The following is a 19,049-nucleotide window of genomic DNA, read 5'->3' as shown; positions in this document are numbered from 1 at the left end:
GCTCGGTCGCGCCCCCGGGCGTACCGGCGGCGGACGCATGGACTCAGATCAACCCACGGTCGCAGGTGAGCACAACCTCGAACACGATAGGGGAGAACACCCGTGTCTGACCTGGTTCTCGGTATCTCGGCCTTCTATCACGACAGCGCGGCGGCGCTCGTCGCAGACGGCGTTCCCGTCGCCGCGGCGCAGGAAGAGCGCTTCAGCAGGAAACGACACGACTCCTCGTTCCCCGCGCAGGCGGTGCGGTACTGCCTGGACGAGGTGGGCGTGGATTTCAAGGACATCTCCGCGGTCGCCTATTACGAAGACCCCCGCCTGAAGTTCCGCAGGGTTCTCGCCACCTTCCTGGGGGCGGCGCCCACGGCCTTCCCCGCGTTCCGCGACACCATGCCCGGTTGGATGGCGGCCGGCGGGAAGCGGCACACCGACCGGACGGTCCGGCGTGAGCTCCAGGCCCTGACCCGAGGCGCGGTTCCGGAGGTGGAGGTCCGGCGCCACCATGAGTCGCACGCGGCGTCGGCGTTCTTCCCCAGCCCGTACGAGTCCGCCGCCGTGCTGTGCGTGGACGGCGTGGGGGAGTGGGCGACCACCACTCTGTGGCACGGTCGCGGCAACCGCCTGAAGCCCTTGGCCGAGCTGCGGTTCCCGCACTCGCTCGGGATGCTGTACTCGGCGTTCACCTATTTCTGCGGGTTCAAGGTCGACTCCGGCGAGTACAAGCTGATGGGCCTGGCGCCTTACGGGAAGCCTCGCTACGCCGACCTCATCCGGAACACGCTCATCGACATCAAGCCCGACGGTAGCTTCCGCCTGAACATGCGCTATTTCGAGTACCTGCGCGGTCAGGTGATGACGGGCAAGGGGTTCGAGAAGCTCTTCGGCGGACCCCGGCGGAGCCCCGAGGGCAAGCTCACCGAGCGTGAGTTCGACCTGGCGGCCTCGGTACAGCAGGTCACCGAGGAGGTCATGCTCCGGCTGGCCCGCACGGCCCGCGCCCGCACCGGTGAGTCCAGGCTCTGCCTGGCCGGGGGCGTCGCGCTCAACTGTGTGGCCAACGGAAAGATCATCGATGCGGAGGTCTTCGACGAGGTCTGGGTCCAGCCCGCCGCGGGTGACGCGGGCGGTGCCCTGGGCGCGGCGCAGCTGGTGGCCATGGACCGCGGTGCCTCGCGCGACCATCTGGGCAGCGGGCGCGACGCGATGTCCGGGTCGCTGCTCGGTCCGGCCTTCGACGATGACGCGATCGCCGCCTATCTGGAGGCCAACGCGATCCCGCACCGCCGCCTGAGCGAGGACGAACTGGTAAAGCAGGTCGCGGCGGGACTGGCCCAAAGCAAGATCGTCGGCTGGTTCCAGGGACGTATGGAGTTCGGCCCGCGCGCGTTGGGAGCCCGCTCGATTCTCGGCGACCCGCGCGATCCGCAGATGCAGTCCGCGATGAACCTGAAGATCAAGTTCCGGGAGTCGTTCCGGCCCTTCGCCCCCGTCGTGCTGGCGGAGGACGCCAAAGACTACTTTGACCTGCGCCAGGAGAGCCCGTACATGCTGGTGGTCGCGCAGGTGGCGGCCGCGCAGCAGGTGGAGTGGAACGCCGCCGGCGCGGCGGGCCTGGACCTGCTGCGGGTGCAGCGCTCCACCATCCCCGCCGTCACCCATGTCGACTGCTCGGCGCGTGTGCAGACCGTCGACGGCAAGGACAACCCGCGCTACCACCGGCTGCTCACCGAGTTCAAGGCCCGCACCGGCTGCCCGGTGCTGGTCAACACCTCGTTCAACGTCCGCGGTGAGCCGATCGTGAAATCACCGGACCAGGCCTACGCCTGCTTCATGCGGACCAACATCGACATGCTCGCCATGGGCTGCTTCCTGCTGGAGAAGAGCGAACAGCCCGCCTGGTCGGAGGAGTCCGACTGGCGTGAGGAGATCCCGCTCGACTGAGCGTTTCCCGCCCCGACCACGAATGGAACAGCATGCGCACGCTTCTGCTCCTCGCCTTCTACTGCCTGGTGATCACCCCTGCGGGGCTGCTCGGCAGGCTGCTCCGAGACCCCCTCGCACGCCGCTGGGACACGAACGCGGCGACCTACTGGATCCTTTCCCAAGAGCACTGAGCGACAACGAGGTCCCAGCCCCAGATTGGAGGCATTCGATGGCCAGCTTCCGCCGAATCATGCGATACCGGATCGAGGACAGCGTCCGTGATCTCCTGGGCAAGGAGGTCTTGGAGCGGGTCTCGGTCACCCGGCTCGACTCCGACATCGACGACACCATTCTCGCAGGAATCGGCGCACACGCTCTCCGCCGTTATCTGCCGGGCGAGATCCTGCACGGGATCGACGCGTTCACCTCGACCGGCAGCCACGCGATCATTCTGAGAAACCTGCCCATGCAGGAGGACCTGCCGGCCACCCCCGTGGACGGGTTCGGCGATGAGCTCGAGCTTGCCGTGATGAACGCGCTCCACCTGGGCCTCATCCGTCTGCTGCACATCACCCCGTTCGCGGTCAGCTTCGAGAACGACGGACGCCTGATCAGGAACGTGGTGCCGAATCCGGTCGCCCTGGGCACGACCAGCTCCTGGGGGTCGGACTCAGAGTTCTTCTGGCACACCGACAACCCCCACCAGCCGTTCGGCTTGCCCGGCTCGGACCCGCGCCTCTACGTGCCGCAGTTCCTGACGTTCGTGGGCATGCGGAACGAGGAGCGGGTGCCGACCGACATGGCGGCGGTCGAGGACGTGGTCGTCCTCCTCGACGAGGACACCCTTGGGCGCCTGATGGCTCCCGAGTTCGAAATCGGGGCGCCCGCGTCCAACGACGGGGCAATGACACGACCTCTCAGGGACACCCCCATCCTCGACTTCGACGCTGAGGGCCGTTACCGGGCGCGGTACGACTCCGGTACCACGGTCGGCCGGACCGACTCCGCGACGGCGGCACTGGAGCGCTGGTACGAACTGCTCCAAAAGGTGCCGATGGAGGAACTGGTGCTGGATCCGGGAGTGTTCCTGGCCTTCGACAACTACCGGCTGCTCCACCGCAGGCGCGCCTTCACCCCGGGGCCGGCCGCCGCGGCGCGCTGGCTGCGCCGCTGCTACGCCGCCTGAACCAGACCGATGAGCGACTATCCGAGGAGATAGAGATGACGGGCAAGTACCGAGTGGCGGTCATCGGCGGCAGGCCGGCCCCCGTGACGGGGGCCAGGGAACTGGGCATTGACGTGGTGCTCGTACACGAGAAGGGCGCGTACGAGGAGTCGGTTCTGCAGCACTGTGAGCGGGTCGTGCACGCTCCGATCGCCGACGGCCAGGCCCTCCTCGACGTGCTGAAGCCCCTGCACGCGGAGCGCCCGTTCGACCGGGTGCTCACCACGACCGAGCCCGCGGGCGAGTCCACCGGGTTCGTGGTGGACTCGCTGGGGCTCCCGGGCGTCACCGAAGCCGCGGCGCGCGCCCTGAAGGACAAGGTCGTGATGCGCCAGGTCCTCGACGAGCACGGGCTCAGCCCGGTGCGCTACCGGCATGTGACCAGCGTGGAGGACATCGAGCGGTTCCGCGCGGAGGTCGGCGACCGGATCATCGTCAAGCCCGCGGACGGCGTGGCGAGCCTGCACATCCACCCGATCGACTCCGCCGACGACGCCGAGCGGGCCTGGCGGGCGCTGCAGGGCGCCGAGGTGGCCACGGTGATCGCCGAGGAGTTCCTGGAGGGCCCGGTCGTCAGCGTGGACTCCTTCTCCTACGCGGGGCGCCACCTGCCGATCGGCTACTCCGAGTACCGGATGAACGACCGGTACGTCGAGTGGGAGGTCAGCACGCCCAGCCGCGTCGCCGTGCCGCACCTCGACGCGCTGTTCGAGCTGACGCCCAGGCTGCTGAACGCCGTCGGGCTGACCGAAGGGCCCTCGCACAGCGAGTTCGTCCTCACCGACAAGGGCCCGCGGGTTCTGGAGTCGCACGCGCGGCTCGCGGGCAGCGGCGCACCCGAACTGGTCCGGCGCGCCTTCGGGCTCAACCTGAACCGCATGTTTTTGACCGTTCCGCTCGGGATCGACGAGCTGCCGGAGCACTCGCCCGCGCCGCGAGGCGGCGCGGCGGTCCGCTTCTTCACGCCCGAGCCCGGCACGGTCGAGTCCGTGGAGGTGGAGGACGGCGCGGCCGACGCGGTACGGACGGTTCCCAAGGGTGAGACGCCGCTGGTGTTCCTGCCCTACCTGGACGAGTTCACCGACCTCGAGGTCGCCGCGGTGATCGGCAAGAGCACCGGGGACGTCGTGCCGCCGCTGCTGACCGTCGCGGACTGCGTCTCGGGCTACGTGATCGCCTCCGGCACGGACGCCGTCGACGCCGTGGCCAAGTGCGACCGCGCCAACGACATGATCCACTTCAGGATGCGCTGACCCAGGGAACGGAATCGACTGTGACCATGATCAGTTCTGCGGTGACCGAGCCCCTCGGCGCCGTCGCGGTGGCGGAGCCGGTCGCCCAGCTCAGGAACGTCCGCAGGCTCGTGGCGGAGGGCCTCGCCTCGGACGAGCCGCTCACCCTGGCGGCCCTGTACCTGATCGACTGCGCCGCCGACATGGTCGGCTGTCTTGAGGACGGCGACCTGGAGTCGGCCCGCGACGCGCTCGGATCGGCCAGGGCCGCCGTCGTCTCGGCGACGTACGCCGTGCGCCGGATCCACGACCTCTCCCGGATGGAACAGGGGGAAAGGATGGTATGAGCGATCACATTCTGGTCATCCACCGATGGCGCGACCGGCACGCGCTCTACGAGGACTACATCGATCACGACGTTCACCGGGTCACCTACGTGAGCACCGACCTGGGCATGCGCTCCGTCCCCGAACGGGCGGCCGCGGTCCGGGTCGTACCGGCCACCGACGACCTCGCCGAGGTGATGGAGGCGGTGACCGAACTGTCCGGGGCCTTCGGCGCCCCGGACCGGGTGGTCGCGCTGAACGAGGGCGACCTGGACACGGCGGCGGCGGTGCGCGAGCAGCTGGGATGCGCCGGGCAGGATCCCGGACAGCTGGCGCGCTTCCGCGACAAACTGGTCATGGTGGAGACGGTCACCGGAGCGGGGGTCGCCACCCCGGAGTTCGCCGATGCGCCGGACGAGGAGGCCGTCCTGGCGTTCACGGCGCGGCACGGGTGGCCGGTGATCGTCAAACCCCGGAGAGGGACCGCCAGCCGCGGGGTCGTCCGCCTGGACTCCGAGGACGACCTGCCCCTGCTGCGCCATCTGCCCGCCGAACCGAGGCTGGTTCAGCGGTTCTGCGACGACGCCGTCTTCCACGTCGACGGGCTCTGGACCGGGGATCGGCTGGGGCCCTGGCGGGCGTCGCGCTATCTCAACACGTGCGTGGACTTCACCCAGGGCGAGGCGCTCGGCTCCGTCGAGATCGACGACGCCGTTCTCCTGGCGGAGCTGGAGAAGTTCACGGCTGCGGCCGCCGGGGCCATGAGCGGCGACCCGTGGGTGTTCCACCTCGAGGTGTTCGCCGGCACGGCCCCCGGCGGGGGCCACCGGTTCACCTTCCTGGAGGCCGGCTACCGGGTCGGTGGCGCGGAGATCCCGTTCGTGTGGCGGGAGGTGCACGGCATCGACCTGATGCGCGCCGCCGCGGACGTCCAGCTCGGCCGCCGCCCGGACCTGCCCGTCCCCGAAGAGTGGCGGACGGGCGGGTGGCTACTGGTCCCGACGCCCGTCCCGGCCCCGTGCCGCGTGACGGCCTGGGACCTGCCCGAGCCGTCCGTACCCGACGAGGGCCCGTACGCCGTCGTGGTCCCGCCGGTCGGTACGGTGATCCCCCGGATCGGCGGATACGAGCACGTGGGCGCGCGCTTCCGGTTCCAGGGCGCCTCCAGCGGCGAGGTCGAGAAGACCATCGTCAGCACGGCTGCGCGCTTCCGGCTCGAATGCGCGCCGCAGGTGACGGCCGGTACGGGCGGCCCCCGAGAGGCGTGCGCGTGGTGAGGGCGGCGGGGCCCGGCGCGAGAGGCGCCTGTGTTCCGGCCGTGCTCGTGCTGGAAGACGGCCGTTCGTTCCGAGGGGACGCCTTCGGCGCGGTGGGCGACACCTTCGGCGAAGCGGTGTTCTCCACGGGCATGACCGGTTACCAGGAGACGCTGACCGATCCGTCCTATCACCGTCAGATCGTGGTGATGACGGCGCCGCACGTTGGCAACACCGGGATGAACGACGAGGACCCGGAGTCCGCGCGGATCTGGGTGTCCGGTTATGTCGTGCGCGACCCGGCCCGGACGCCCTCCAACTGGCGGTCGCGGCGGAGCCTGCAGGACGCCCTCGTGGCGGAGGGCGTCGTCGGGATCAGCGGCGTCGACACCAGGGCGCTCACCCGACATCTGCGCGAGCACGGCGCGATGCGGGCGGGGATCTTCTCCGGCGCGGCGATCGCGGACGACGCCGCCATGCTCGGCAGGGTCAGGAGCATGCCCAGCATGGTCGGCGCCGACCTGTCGGCCGAGGTCTCGACGGTCGAGCCGTACGTGGTCCCCGCGCTCGGCGCCCGCCGGTACACGGTGGCCGCGATCGACCTGGGCGTCAAGTCGATGACACCGCGGCGGATGGCCGAGCGGGGTATCGAGGTCCACGTGCTGCCCGCGACCGTCACCGCGGAGGAGGTCGACGCGCTCGATCCCGACGGGATCTTCCTGTCCAACGGCCCTGGCGACCCCGAGACGGCGGACCTCGGCGTGGTGACGTCGGCGCTCGAGCGCGGCACGCCGCTGTTCGGCATCTGCCTCGGCCACGAACTGCTGGGACGCGCGCTCGGCTTCGCCACCTACAAGCTCAAGTACGGCCATCGCGGTATCAACCAGCCGGTCCAGGACCGTACCACCGGACGAGTCGCGATCACCGCGCATAACCACGGCTTCGCCGTCGAGGTCCCGCTGGACGGCCCGACCGAGACGCGGTTCGGCAGGGCCGAGGTGACCCACGTGTGCCTGAACGACGGTGTGGTGGAGGGGATCGCGCTGCTCGACCGGCCGGCGTTCAGCGTCCAGTACCACCCGGAGGCCGCGGCGGGCCCCCACGACGCCGCCGACCTGTTCGACCGTTTTTGCGGACTGATGAAGGAGGCCCGGGGCTGATGTTCCGGCGTTCAGCGTCCACCGTGGAGGGACCGCGTGCCTAGGCGTACCGACATCCAGTCCGTGCTGGTCATCGGCTCGGGGCCGATCGTCATCGGGCAGGCAGCCGAATTCGACTACTCCGGCACCCAAGCGTGCCGGGTGCTCAGGGCCGAGGGCCTGCGAGTGATCCTGGTCAACTCCAACCCGGCCACGATCATGACCGATCCGGAGATGGCCGACGCCACCTATGTCGAGCCCGCTACCCCGGAGTTCGTCGAGAAGATCATCGCGCTCGAACGGCCGGACGCGCTGCTGCCGACCCTGGGCGGCCAGACCGCGCTCAACACGGCTATCACGCTGCACGAGACGGGCGTGCTCGGCAGGTACGGCGTCGAGCTGATCGGCGCCAGTGCCGAGGCGATCCGCAGGGGCGAGGACCGTGAGCGGTTCAAGGGCGTCGTGGCGGCGGTCCGGGCGAAGATCGGACACGGCGAGTCGGCACGTTCGGTGATCTGCCGTTCGATGGCCGAGGTGCTGGCCGGGGTCGACCGGCTCGGCGGCTATCCGGTCGTGGTGCGCCCATCGTTCACCATGGGCGGCGCGGGCTCCGGCTTCGCGCACGACGAGACCGAGCTGCGTCGCATCGCCGATGTCGCGCTGGCCCTGTCCCCGACCACCGAGCTGCTGCTGGAGGAGTCGGTCTTCGGGTGGAAGGAGTACGAGCTGGAGCTGATGCGCGACCGCAACGACAACGTCGTGGTCGTCTGCTCCATCGAGAACCTCGACCCGATGGGCGTGCACACCGGTGACTCGATCACTGTCGCGCCCGCGATGACGCTCACCGACCGCGAGTACCAGACCATGCGCGACATCGGCATCGCGGTGATCCGCGAGGTCGGGGTGGACACCGGAGGCTGCAACATCCAGTTCGCGGTGAACCCCGAGGACGGCCGGATCGTCGTCATCGAGATGAACCCGCGGGTGTCGCGGTCCTCGGCGCTGGCGTCCAAGGCCACCGGCTTCCCGATCGCCAAGATCGCGGCGCGGTTGGCGGTCGGGTACACGCTCGACGAGATCCCCAACGACATCACCGGGGAGACCCCGGCGTCGTTCGAGCCGACCCTCGACTACGTCGTGGTCAAGGCGCCGCGCTTCGCGTTCGAGAAGTTCCCGGCCGCCGACCCGACCCTCACCACCCACATGAAGTCGGTGGGGGAGGCGATGGCGATCGGCCGCAACTTCACCGAGGCGTTGCAGAAGGTCCTGCGGTCCTTGGAGAAGAAAGACAGCCAGTTCACCTTCGTGGGCGATCCGGGGGACAAGGATCGGTGGCTGGCGGCCGCCGCGCGTCCGACCGACGGCAGGATCAACGCCGCCATGCGGGCCGTCCGCGCGGGCGCCTCACCCGCGGAGGTTGTCGCGGCGACCCGGATCGACCCCTGGTTCGTGGACCAGCTCTTCCTGCTCAAGGAGGTCGCCGACGAGCTGGCCGAGGCACCCGGGCTGACCCCCGAGCTGCTCCGGTACGCCAAACGGCACGGCTTCTCCGACGCCCAGATCGCCGCCATCCGGAGGCTGGAGGAGGCGGAGGTGCGCAGGACGCGCCACCGTCTCGGCATCCTCCCGGTCTACAAGGCCGTGGACACCTGCGCCTCCGAGTTCGCGGCGCGGACGCCGTACCTCTACTCCTCCTACGACGAGGAGACCGAGGTGCCGCCGCGCGACCGGCCCGCGGTGATCATCCTGGGGTCGGGCCCGAACCGGATCGGGCAGGGCGTCGAGTTCGACTACTCCTGCGTGCACGCCTCGTTCGCGCTGGCCGAGGCGGGCTACGAGACCGTGATGATCAACTGCAACCCCGAGACGGTCTCGACCGACTACGACACCTCCGACCGGCTGTACTTCGAGCCGCTCACCCTGGAGGACGTGCTGGAGATCGTGGCCGCCGAACAGCGGGTCGGCGAGGTCGCGGGCGTGCTCGTCCAACTGGGCGGGCAGACCCCGCTGGGCCTGGCGCAGGAGCTGAAGAACAACGGCGTGCCGGTGGCCGGCACCTCGCCCGAGGCGATCCATCTCGCCGAGGACCGAGGGGCCTTCGGCCGGATCCTGGCCGACGCCGGGCTGCCCGCCACCGAGCAGGGGACCGCGACCACCTTCTCCGAGGCCAAGGCGATCGCCGACCGGATCGGCTACCCGGTGCTGGTCCGGCCCTCGTACGTGCTCGGCGGGCGGGGCATGGAGATCGTGTACGACGAGGACCGGCTGGCCGCCTACATCACCGAGTCCACGGAGATGTCCCCGGACCGCCCGGTGCTCATCGACCGGTTCCTGGACGACGCGATCGAGATCGATGTCGACGCCCTCTACGACGGGCGCGAGCTCTACCTCGGCGGCGTCATGGAGCACATCGAGGAGGCCGGGATTCACTCGGGCGACTCGGCCTGCGTCCTGCCGCCGATCACGCTCGGCGGGAGCGACATCGAACTGCTCCGGGAGTCGACCGAGACCATCGCGCGCGACATCGGCGTGCGCGGGCTCATCAACATCCAGTTCGCTCTGGCCGGGGACGTCCTCTACGTGCTGGAGGCCAATCCCCGCGCATCGCGCACGGTGCCGTTCACCTCCAAGGCGACCGCGGTGCCTTTGGCCAAGGCGGCGGCCCGGATCTCCCTGGGGACGACGATCGCCGAACTGCGCGCGACCGGTGTCCTGCCCGCGCGGGGCGACGGCGGCATCCTGCCGCCCGACGCGGCGATCTCGGTCAAGGAGGTCGTGCTGCCCTGGTCGCGGTTCCGTGACGCCTCCGGGCGAGGCACCGACACCGTGCTCGGCCCGGAGATGCGGTCCACCGGTGAGGTCATGGGCATCGACCCGGTCTTCGGCGTCGCCTACGCCAAGTCACAGATCGCCGCCTACGGCGCGCTGCCCCTCAAGGGGCGGGTGTTCGTGTCGGTCGCCGACCGCGACAAGCGGGCCGTGATCTTTCTGGCCCGCGCGCTCGTCGAGCACGGCTTCGAGCTGCTGGCCACCGCCGGCACCGCCGAGGCTCTGAGACAGAACGGTGTTCAGGCGACCACGGTCCGCAAGCACAGCGAGGGCCCCGGCCCGGCCGGTGAGCCGACGATCGTGCAGCTGATTCACGAGGGGGGCGTCGACCTGATCGTGAACACCCCGCTTGGCGCCGACGGCCGCGCCGACGGATACGAGATCCGCACGGCCGCTGTGGTGCGCGATGTGCCCTGCCTGACCACCGTCCAGGCATTGGTCGCCGCCCTGCAGGGCATCGACGTGCTTGCCTGCGGGGAGGTGGGAGTGCGGGCCCTGCAGGAGCACACCCGGCACCTCGTCGCAGCCCGGTGACGGCCGCAGCCCGGTGACGGCCGCCGCCGACGTTCCGGCCGAGACGGGGATGACGGGCGGCGGCCGGGCGGTCGGCGCGGTCGCCGTCCTCCTGGTCGTCATCGTCGGGACCAGCCGTGCTGTGCGTGCCGAGCCGCACCCCCGCCACGGAATGAACCGAGGTCGTTTTATGTAGTGCTCCGAGCCGCCGTCACTCGGCTATGAGGTCATCCGGTGTGGACCGGGCGAGGTCGGCGAGCGTGGCCAGCGCGCGCGAGAGGGCGTCGGCGGGCGGGGAGGCGAGGCCGAGGCGGATGGCGTTCGGGGCGCGGTACTGGCCCACGACGAAGGCCGCCGCCGGGGTGACGGCGATGCCCTGGCGCGCGGCGGCGGCCACGAAGGTGTCGGCCCGCCACGGGCGGGGCAGCTCCCACCAGCAGTAGTAGGAGCATGGGGCGCTGTGCACCGCGAACTCTCCCAGGTGCCGGGCGACGATTTCCTGCCTGACGGCCGCCTCACGCTGCTTGGCGAGCGTCACCTTCTGCACGACGCCGTCGCTCAGCCATCGGACGGCGGCGTCCAGTGCGAAGTGCATCGCCGTCCAGCCGCCGGAGCGCAGGGCCGTCGCCACGTTCGACACGAGGGCCTCGGGGACGACGGCGAACCCGAGCGTCAGCCCGGGGGCGAGCCGTTTGGAGAGGCTGTCGACCAGGATGGTCCGCTCGGGGGCCAGCGCGGCGAGCGGCGGGAGGTCGGTGCTGAGGAACGACCAGATGGCGTCCTCGATCGCGTGGATGTCCAGCCGCTCCAGCACCTCCGCGAGCTCGGCACGGCGTTCCATGGGCATGGTGAGCGACAACGGGTTGTGCAGCGTCGGCTGGAGGTAGATCGCGTTGAGCGGTGCCTTGCGCGTGGCGGACTCGACCGCCTCGGGCACCAGTCCGGCCTCGTCGACGGCCAACGGCACGAGGGTGATCCCGAGGCGGCTCGCGATCGCCTTGACGACCGGGTAGGTGAGCTTCTCCACTCCGATCCTGGTCCCCGGAGGCGCCAGCGTGGCCATGGCCCCGGCGATCGCCTGCCGGCCGTTGCCCGCGAAGAGCACGCGCGCGGGGGCCGGCCGCCAGTCCCCGCGCGCGAGCAGGTCGGCGACGCGGGACCGTGCCGGGGGTGTGCCGGCCGCGCCGACCGGCCGTAGGGACGACTCCAGTACGTCGGGGCGCAACAGGGGGCCGATGCCCCGGGCGAGCAGGTCCGCCTGCTCGCGGACGACGGGGTAGTTGAGCTCCAGGTCGATCCTGGTGCCGGTCGGCTCGGTGAGGGCCGGGGTGGGCAGGGGCACGGCGGCGCGGACGAAAGTGCCACGGCCGACCTCTCCGACCGTCAGGCCGCGGCGGATCAGCTCCTTGTAGACGCGGGCGGCGGTGGAGTTGGCGATGGTGCGCTGCCGGGCGAACTCGCGTTGCGGGGGCAGCGGGTCGCCGGGGCGCAGCCGTCCGGCCGTGATCTCCGCGGCCACCTCGTCGGCCACCCGCAGGTAGTCCTGCATGGTCCCCTCCTGTACGTCCAGTGGTGATTGGTGGTTGATCGTCGCCGGGGCCCGGCGATCTGCTGGTGATGTGCAAGTCCCGGCAGCCGCCGAAGGCCGAAGCCGCCCTCGCGAAGCTTCGGCGGCTGCCGGCCGAACTCGGTTCGGAACCGAAGCAAGCCAAGACCCGCATCGTGCACTTGACCGGGAAGGCGAGGGGTTTGGTTTCCTCGGCCTTCACCGTCGGATGGTGCGCTCGCGTGGATTCCGGGGCCTGCCCGGCGTCGCACCCAGGGCCAATAAGCCCAGGTGGGGAAAACCGCATGCCGCCGGTGAACGGCATCGGTGAGCCGTGTGCGGGAGAACCGCATGCAACGATTCGAAGTGGCGGGAGCAGGAGAAGGGAAGAACCGCCCACAGAGACCGGGAGTGGCACAGTCGACCCGGAAACCGGCAGAAGAAAGGCCCTGGGCCCTGCCGTCGGACATCATTCACTTCGCCTGCTCTCGACCCTTGGCGAAATTCAAACACAAAATTACCCTGAGAGCAATTATGGATATTGCCTCCGAACGCACCGAGAGATAGCTTCGAAACGCACGGATCAATCGGTACGAGTCGCTGTTCGTGGCGTGGGCGCACGGCCACGTCGGCGTACGTTCGCCTTCCTCTGTGGCGACGGCGCGGGGATCAGGGTTCGTCTGGACCTGCGATGTCCCATACAGCTCGAGTGTGAAAGGTGGGCGACGATGCTGGTCGAACAGAGCGCGTTGCTGGGTGTGGTGTCCGTCGCGCTGGGAATGGTGTTGTCTCCAGGGCCGAACATGATGTACCTGGTGTCGCGGAGTACCAGTCAGGGGCGCCGGGCGGGGGTCATCTCCCTGGGCGGTGTGGCGGTCGGGTTCCTGGTCTACCTGGTGGCCGCGAACCTGGGACTGGCGGTGCTGCTCGCTGCTTTCCCTCAAATTCTCACCGTCATCAGGATCGGCGGCGCCCTCTACCTGCTGTGGCTGGCCTGGAAGACCATCAAGCCCGGAGGGGTGTCGGTCTTCACCGTTCAGGACGTTCCGGCCGACTCTCCGAAGCGGCTTTTCCTCATGGGGTTGATGACCAACCTTCTCAACCCGAAGATCGCCATCCTGTACGTTTCGATCATTCCGCAGTTCATTGACCTCCACAAGGGAAACGTGCTACTGCAAGGAATCATTCTCGGGGTATTCCAGATCGTGGTGGCCCTGTCGGTCAACCTGACGATCGTGCTGGCGGCCGGCGCCGTTGCCGGATTTTTATCGAACCGTCCCACCTGGTTGCGAGCCCAGCGGATCGCCATGGGCAGTCTGCTCGGAGTGCTGGCCATTATGCTTGCTGTCGGTCAGTCCATAAACACGATGTAACCGCTCCGCGCGTCGATGGTACCCCCGGCACGCTGGCCTAAACCGGTCAAGTTTTCCGTCGTGTCCGCCGGTTTAAACGGGCCTGTAAAGACATTCTCCATAGGATCCTCGCCGGGACGAACCGATGTCGTTCCAGCTCAGCGGGCTGCTCCGATTGATCCTGCCGGTAAATCCGAAGGTATTCGCCCATCAGGGTATTGACGGATCTGCTAAAAGGTCGATAGCTTTCTCAGTGCGTCAACGATCTTGTTCTTCCAGGGAGCGGCGCGAACAGATGCCCCAGTTCGGGGTTAATTGAGCACGGGTGCGTCGACGGGCAGTCCGCGATCCGAATCATTCATGGACCGTCCGCTGCAAACGGTGTGCGGGCGGTCATCGAAGACGGCCCTTTCTGTCAGCGACGGAGGCCGGCCGCCTCCTTTCATGAATGGAATCGGTGTCGATGTCGGAGCCGTCGATCCTTGCCCTGTGGAGCGCACCGCGCAGCCGCTCGACCGCGTTTCTTCGGATGATGGTCGAGCGCGGTGACCGCATGATAGTCCACCATCCGTTCTCCGATGTGACCGAGCGGGGAAAGGCCGTGCTGGGGGAACGGGAGGTGACGGAGGAAGAGGATCTGATCGAGCTGCTGCGGTCGGTCGCCCACGAACGCCCGCTCTTCTTCAAGGACACCACCGACGCGCCACACCCCACCCTTCTGCGGGAAGAGCATTTCCTCCACGGCCAGGTCGAGCACACCTTTCTGATCCGCGACCCCATGGAGACAATCCCTTCGCACTACGCCCTCAACCCGGACGTGCGCAGCGAACAGATCGGGTTCGGTCACCTCTACGCCCTGTTCGCCGCGGTACGCCGCGCGAGCGGGCGCACTCCGGTGGTCATCGACGCGCGGGACCTGGTCAAGACACCGGACCGGATCGTCCGCGCCTACTGCGAACAGGTCGGCATCCCCTACATTCCCGCTGCGCTGCGCTGGGCGCCCGGCGAGCGTCACGAATGGCGGCAGACCCGCACCTGGCACCTGGACGTCAGCAGGTCTTCCGGGATCGAGCAGGTGAACCCCTCCCACGCCATGGACCTGTTCGAGCATCCGCATCTGGTCGACTACCTCGACCAGAACCAGCCTTTCTACCGCGAGATGCACCGGTGCCGGATCCAGGTGTGACCGCACCCGACCCCGCCGGCCACGGACCGCCCTCAGGAAGAGCCGAGATGACCGTCCCAGCACACGTCGAGGAACGCCTGACGCCCCACCACACGCTGCCCGCACTGGAGATCTCCGCCGCCGAGACCACCCGCGCCAGGACCTGGGCCGCCCGCAACGGAATGACCAGGGAACTCGAGGTGAACCTGGCCGATCCCGTGATCAACTGGGTGGAGCGCGCGGCAGGCGGGCGCGACCGCCTCGCTGTGACCGACGCGCACCGGGCCCTGTCGTACGCGGAACTGGCTGTCGAGGCCCGGCGGCTCGCCGCACTGCTGGAGCGCGAGGGGGTGACTTCCGGCACGGTCGTCGGTGTCGGCGGTGAGCGCTGCGCGACCGTGATCGTCGCATTCCTCGCCGTCGAACTGCTCGGTGCGCTGTACGTGCCCGCCGACGCGGGCTGGCCCGCGGCGCGCGTCCGCGACGTGCTGGTCCAGGCCGGGGCGGCGGTGCTGTTGACGGTCGATGCCGGAAGGAGCGCCACCGCGCTGCTGGAGGGAGCGGCCGAGGCGGGGACGCGCGTCGTGCACGCGGCCGACGCCGCGGGGCTGGCGCCCTGGGCGGGCGCGCCACGGCTGGAATCGCCGGACCAGCCTCGGTACGTGCTGTTCACCTCGGGTTCGACCGGTCGGCCCAAGGGCGCGGTGGTCGAGCACCAAGGCATGCTCAACCACCTGCACGCCAAGATCGTGGATCTGGAGTTGTCCGAAATGGACGTGGTCGCGCAGACCGCGCCGCTGGGCTTCGACATCTCCATTTGGCAGATGCTGTGCCCGTTGCTGACCGGCGGGCGGGTGGACGTGATCGGCGACGAGGTCACCCACGATCCCGTATCGTTCGCGTCGGCCGTGGACAATCAGGGCGTCACCGTGGCCGAACTGGTTCCGACCATGGTCCGGCACCTTCTGGACGGCCTGTCGGCGCCAGGCGCGCCGGAGCACGGGCTGACGGGACTGCGGTGGATGATCGCCACCGGTGAGGAACTTCCGGCCGAGCTGGCACGGCGATGGCTGGCGGCCCGGCCCCGGACGCGGCTGCTCAACGCCTACGGGCCGACCGAATGCTCCGACGACGTCACCCACCACACCGTCACGGCCGACGAACTCGGCCTGCTCCGGCTCCCCATCGGAACCCCGATCATCAACACCCGGCTCTACGTGCTGCGACAGGAGGACGGCACCGCCGGCCACCCCGGCGGACAGGACGACACGGGTGTGAGCTGGGTGGTCTGCGAGGCGGGGGAGACCGGGGAGCTGTTCGTGGGCGGGATCTGTGTCGGACGCGGCTACCTCGGCGACGACGAACGGACCCGCGCCGCCTTCTACCGGGATCCGTTCGCCGACGCGCCGACCGCACGGCTCTACCGCACCGGCGACGCCGTCCGGCTGCTGCCCCCCGGAACCGCGGGCCACGGCCGGCCCACCCTGCAGTACCTCGGCCGCGTGGACCGGCAGGTGAAGATCTCCGGCGTTCGGATGGAACTCGGCGAGATCGAGGCCGTCCTGCAGCGCCACCCAGAGGTCGCCGCCGCCGCGGTGGTCGTGCACACCTACCCAAGCGGCTCGGCCGTCTAGCCCCCTTCTCCTCCTCCTGACCAGAACAGGGACAGCGCTCATGACCAACCCCTTCGACGGCCCCGACGGTCGTTTCCTCGTCCTGGTGAACGACGAGGGCCAGCACTCGCTGTGGCCCGCGTTCATCGACGTCCCCGCTGGCTGGACGGTGCGCCACGGCGACGCCGACCGCCAGGAGTGCCTGGACTTCGTCGAGGAGCACTGGACGGATATGCGGCCGACGAGCCTGAGAAAGGCCATGGGGGAGACGGCATGAACCCGTCGACCACGCGCGAACTGCCGCTGTCGGCCGCGCAGCTCGGCTTCTGGTACGCCAGCCTGCGGAGCGGCGGGCAGCGGAACGAGACCGTCGCGGAGTATCTCGACATTCGCGGCCGTGTCGACCGCGAGCTGATCGGCGCGGCCCTCCGCAGGGTCGTCAACGAAGCCGACGCCGTGAGAGCACGGATCGTCGAATGCGACGGCGAGCCGGTCCAGCTCATCCCGGACGAGGTCGAGCCGGAGATCGAGTTCCTCGACCTCTCCACGGCGGACGCCCCAGAGTCCGCGGCGGAGGAGTGGATGCGACGGGCGCGCAACGAGGAGATGGACGTCACCGGCCCGGTGCTCTCCTCGTTCGCCCTCATCAAGCTGGCCGACGACCGATACTTCTGGTACCAGCGCGTTCACCACATCGCACTCGACGGCTACGGCGGCGCAATCTTCACCGCACGGCTGGGCGAGGTCTACACCAGCCTGGTGAACGGCGAACAACCCGCGCAGAGCGAGTGGGAGCCCCTGGACACGCTGGTCGCCGAGGACGCCGCCTACCGCGGCTCCGATGAGTTCACCGCCGACCGGGAGTTCTGGCTCGACCGCTTCCACCACCGGGACGAACCGGTCCGGATGGCCGCCGGCGCGCACAAGGGACCTTCGTGGGACTTCCTGCGCGAGGCCGCCACGCTGTCACCGGAGACGGCGGCCGAACTGAACGCCGCGGCGCGGCGCATGAAGACGAGCTGGTCCGCGCTCGCGATCGCCCTGGTCGTGGTCTACGTCCACCGCGTCACCGGGGCAGAGAACGTCACCATCGGCCTCACCGCCACGGGCCGCAAGTCGGCGGCGGCACGCCGGTCGCCCGGAACCGCCGCCACCATCATGCCGGTGCGCTGTGAGATCCGGCCCGAGACGAGCCTGGCCGAGGCCGTCCGGCTGATCTCCCGGGAGGTACGCCAAGGACTGCGCCACCAGCGGTTCCGCCACGAGGACCTGCTACGCGAGCTGGGACGTGTCGGCGGCGGGCCGCTGTACGGCCCCCTGGTCAACATCGCCAGCTTCGGGCAGACGCTGAGCTTCGCCGACCACGAGGTCACCTCGCACAACCTCCTGAACGGACCCGTCGAGGACCTATTCGTCTCGATCTATGACATGGGCGCCGAGCGCGGGCTGACCCTGCACGTGAACGCCAATCCGGCGGCCTACTCCGAGGCGGAGGTGGCGCTTCACCGCGATCGGCTGGTGGAACTGCTCACCCAGATCGCCACCGCCGACCCCGACCTGCCCGTCCGGGATCTGGAACTGCGCGGGGAGGCGGAGCAGCAGGCGCCGCCGCCAGGCCACGACGGCGCGTTCAAGGAACGCCGTCGGTCCACGATCCCGGAGCTGTTCGCAGCGGCCGTCGCCGCGACCCCCGAGGCATCCGCCCTCACCTGCGGCGCGGAAACGGTCTCCTACCGGGAACTGGACGCCCGCTCCAACCGGCTCGCCAACCATCTGCTCGCGGGCGGCGCGGGCGGCGCGGAGAGCGTCGTCGCGCTGGCCTTTCCGCGTTCGGTCGAACTGGTGGTCGCGATCCTGGGGGTGCTGAAGTCGGGCGCGGCCTACCTGCCGCTCGACACGGCTCACCCCGAGGAACGCGTCTACGACGTGCTCGACCAGGCACGGCCCACCTTGGTGCTGCGGCCCGAGGACCTGGCCGAGAGCGATCGCTTCCCCGACACCGCCCCGGACGTGCGGGTCGCCCCCGAGAACACGGCGTACGTGATCTACACCTCCGGTTCGACGGGACGGCCGAAGGGCGTGATGATCCCGCACCAGAACCTGGTACGGCTGCTGGACGCGACCGAGGACTGGTACGGGTTCGGGCCGGGCGACGTGTGGACGCTGTTCCATTCCCCGGCGTTCGACTTCTCCGTCTGGGAGATCTTCGGGGCGCTGCTGACGGGCGGGCGGCTCGTGGTGGTGCCGTTCGAGGTCAGCCGCTCACCCGGTGATTTCCTGACCCTGCTGGAACGCGAGCGGGTCACCGTCCTCAACCAGACACCGTCGGCGTTCTACCGGCTCATGGAGGCCGATCGGGAGCGGGGCGGGGCCGACCTGGCGCTGCGGTCGGTGGTCTTCGGCGGGGAGGCGCTGGAGCCGGGCGTGCTGGAAGGCTGGTACGAGCGGCACGCCGACGACGCCCCGGTCCTGGTCAACATGTACGGGATCACCGAGATCACCGTGCACGCCTCGTACGCGGCGTTCGACCGCGCCTCGGCCGCCGGGGCCCGGGGCAGCGTGATCGGCACCGCCGTTCCCGATCTCGGCCTCCAAGTGCTGGACGCGGCCTTGAGGCCGGTGCCGGTGGGTGTGGCGGGTGAGCTGTATGTGTCCGGTCCGGGGCTGGCGCGCTGCTATCAGGGACGTCCCGGCTTGACGGCGGAGCGGTTTGTGGCGTGTCCGTTCGGTGCGCCGGGTGAGCGTATGTACCGCAGTGGTGATCTGGCCCGCTGGAGGCCGGACGGAGGGTTGGAGTATCTCGGTCGTACCGATGACCAGGTGCAGTTGCGTGGGTTCCGTGTTGAGCTTGGTGAGGTGGAGGCCGTGCTGGTGCGGCATCCGGCTGTCGTGCATGCGGTGGTGGTGGTGCGTGAGGATCGGCTGGGGGA

14 protein-coding genes are annotated in these 19,049 nt (G+C 69.5%); 13 read left to right on the top strand and 1 reads right to left on the bottom strand.

The genetic code is table 11. The annotated features are described in order from the left end of the window. Window positions 1-102: 102 nt before the first annotated feature. Genes AB0N02_RS12970 through carB form a run of 8 tightly spaced genes read left to right on the top strand, consistent with a single transcriptional unit; the run spans window position 103 to window position 10,464 of the window. Window positions 103-1,941: a carbamoyltransferase gene (locus tag AB0N02_RS12970; RefSeq protein ID WP_363945448.1), complete on the top strand. Its 1,839-nt coding sequence runs from the start codon at window positions 103-105 to the stop codon at window positions 1,939-1,941. A 32-nt stretch (window positions 1,942-1,973) separates the two neighbouring features. After that, the gene (locus AB0N02_RS12965; RefSeq protein WP_363945446.1) at window positions 1,974-2,114 is read left to right on the top strand and encodes a hypothetical protein; all 141 of its coding nucleotides are present in this window, start codon (window positions 1,974-1,976) and stop codon (window positions 2,112-2,114) included. Between the two features lie 38 nt (window positions 2,115-2,152). Then, window positions 2,153-3,109, top strand: a complete 957-nt coding sequence (locus tag AB0N02_RS12960; RefSeq protein ID WP_363945445.1) for a hypothetical protein — start codon at window positions 2,153-2,155, stop codon at window positions 3,107-3,109. A gap of 35 nt (window positions 3,110-3,144) precedes the next feature. Continuing rightward, the gene (locus AB0N02_RS12955) at window positions 3,145-4,401 is read left to right on the top strand and encodes an ATP-grasp domain-containing protein (RefSeq protein WP_363945443.1); all 1,257 of its coding nucleotides are present in this window, start codon (window positions 3,145-3,147) and stop codon (window positions 4,399-4,401) included. Between the two features lie 26 nt (window positions 4,402-4,427). Continuing rightward, on the top strand, window positions 4,428-4,727 hold the full coding sequence (locus tag AB0N02_RS12950) for a hypothetical protein (RefSeq protein WP_363945441.1): 300 nt from the start codon (window positions 4,428-4,430) through the stop codon (window positions 4,725-4,727). Then, window positions 4,724-5,983: a hypothetical protein gene (locus tag AB0N02_RS12945; protein WP_363945439.1), complete on the top strand. Its 1,260-nt coding sequence runs from the start codon at window positions 4,724-4,726 to the stop codon at window positions 5,981-5,983. Before AB0N02_RS12950 ends, AB0N02_RS12945 begins: the two co-directional genes overlap by 4 nt. A 41-nt stretch (window positions 5,984-6,024) precedes the next feature. Beyond that, a complete protein-coding gene (gene carA / locus AB0N02_RS12940; RefSeq protein ID WP_363945438.1) occupies window positions 6,025-7,122 on the top strand; it encodes a glutamine-hydrolyzing carbamoyl-phosphate synthase small subunit in 1,098 nt (365 codons plus the stop codon). A gap of 36 nt (window positions 7,123-7,158) precedes the next feature. After that, complete coding sequence (carB, locus tag AB0N02_RS12935) at window positions 7,159-10,464, top strand: carbamoyl-phosphate synthase large subunit (RefSeq protein WP_363945437.1); 3,306 nt, start codon at window positions 7,159-7,161, stop codon at window positions 10,462-10,464. 190 nt (window positions 10,465-10,654) lie between these two features. Here carB and AB0N02_RS12930 read toward each other — a convergent pair whose 3' ends face one another. Next, on the bottom strand, window positions 10,655-11,992 hold the full coding sequence (locus AB0N02_RS12930; protein WP_363945436.1) for a PLP-dependent aminotransferase family protein: 1,338 nt from the start codon (window positions 11,990-11,992) through the stop codon (window positions 10,655-10,657). A 725-nt stretch (window positions 11,993-12,717) separates the two neighbouring features. Between AB0N02_RS12930 and AB0N02_RS12925 the strand changes: the two genes are divergently transcribed. The 5 genes from AB0N02_RS12925 to AB0N02_RS12905 form a co-directional block, all read left to right on the top strand. Further along, window positions 12,718-13,362: a LysE family translocator gene (locus tag AB0N02_RS12925; protein WP_363945434.1), complete on the top strand. Its 645-nt coding sequence runs from the start codon at window positions 12,718-12,720 to the stop codon at window positions 13,360-13,362. Window positions 13,363-13,804: 442 nt separating this feature from the next. Next, window positions 13,805-14,527, top strand: coding sequence for a sulfotransferase family protein (locus AB0N02_RS12920; protein WP_363945432.1), 723 nt, complete (start codon window positions 13,805-13,807; stop codon window positions 14,525-14,527). 47 nt (window positions 14,528-14,574) lie between these two features. Continuing rightward, window positions 14,575-16,140: an amino acid adenylation domain-containing protein gene (locus AB0N02_RS12915; protein ID WP_363945431.1), complete on the top strand. Its 1,566-nt coding sequence runs from the start codon at window positions 14,575-14,577 to the stop codon at window positions 16,138-16,140. A gap of 40 nt (window positions 16,141-16,180) precedes the next feature. Beyond that, the gene (locus AB0N02_RS12910; RefSeq protein ID WP_363945429.1) at window positions 16,181-16,396 is read left to right on the top strand and encodes an MbtH family protein; all 216 of its coding nucleotides are present in this window, start codon (window positions 16,181-16,183) and stop codon (window positions 16,394-16,396) included. Beyond that, window positions 16,393-19,049 (top strand): amino acid adenylation domain-containing protein (locus AB0N02_RS12905; RefSeq protein WP_363945427.1); only part of this gene is annotated, 2,657 nt, incomplete at its 3' end. The genes AB0N02_RS12910 and AB0N02_RS12905, both read left to right, overlap by 4 nt.

It is taken from the genome of Streptosporangium sp. NPDC051022 (genome assembly GCF_040683035.1).
Lineage (GTDB): Bacteria > Actinomycetota > Actinomycetes > Streptosporangiales > Streptosporangiaceae > Streptosporangium.
This window is presented reverse-complemented; position numbering and strand designations above follow the sequence as displayed.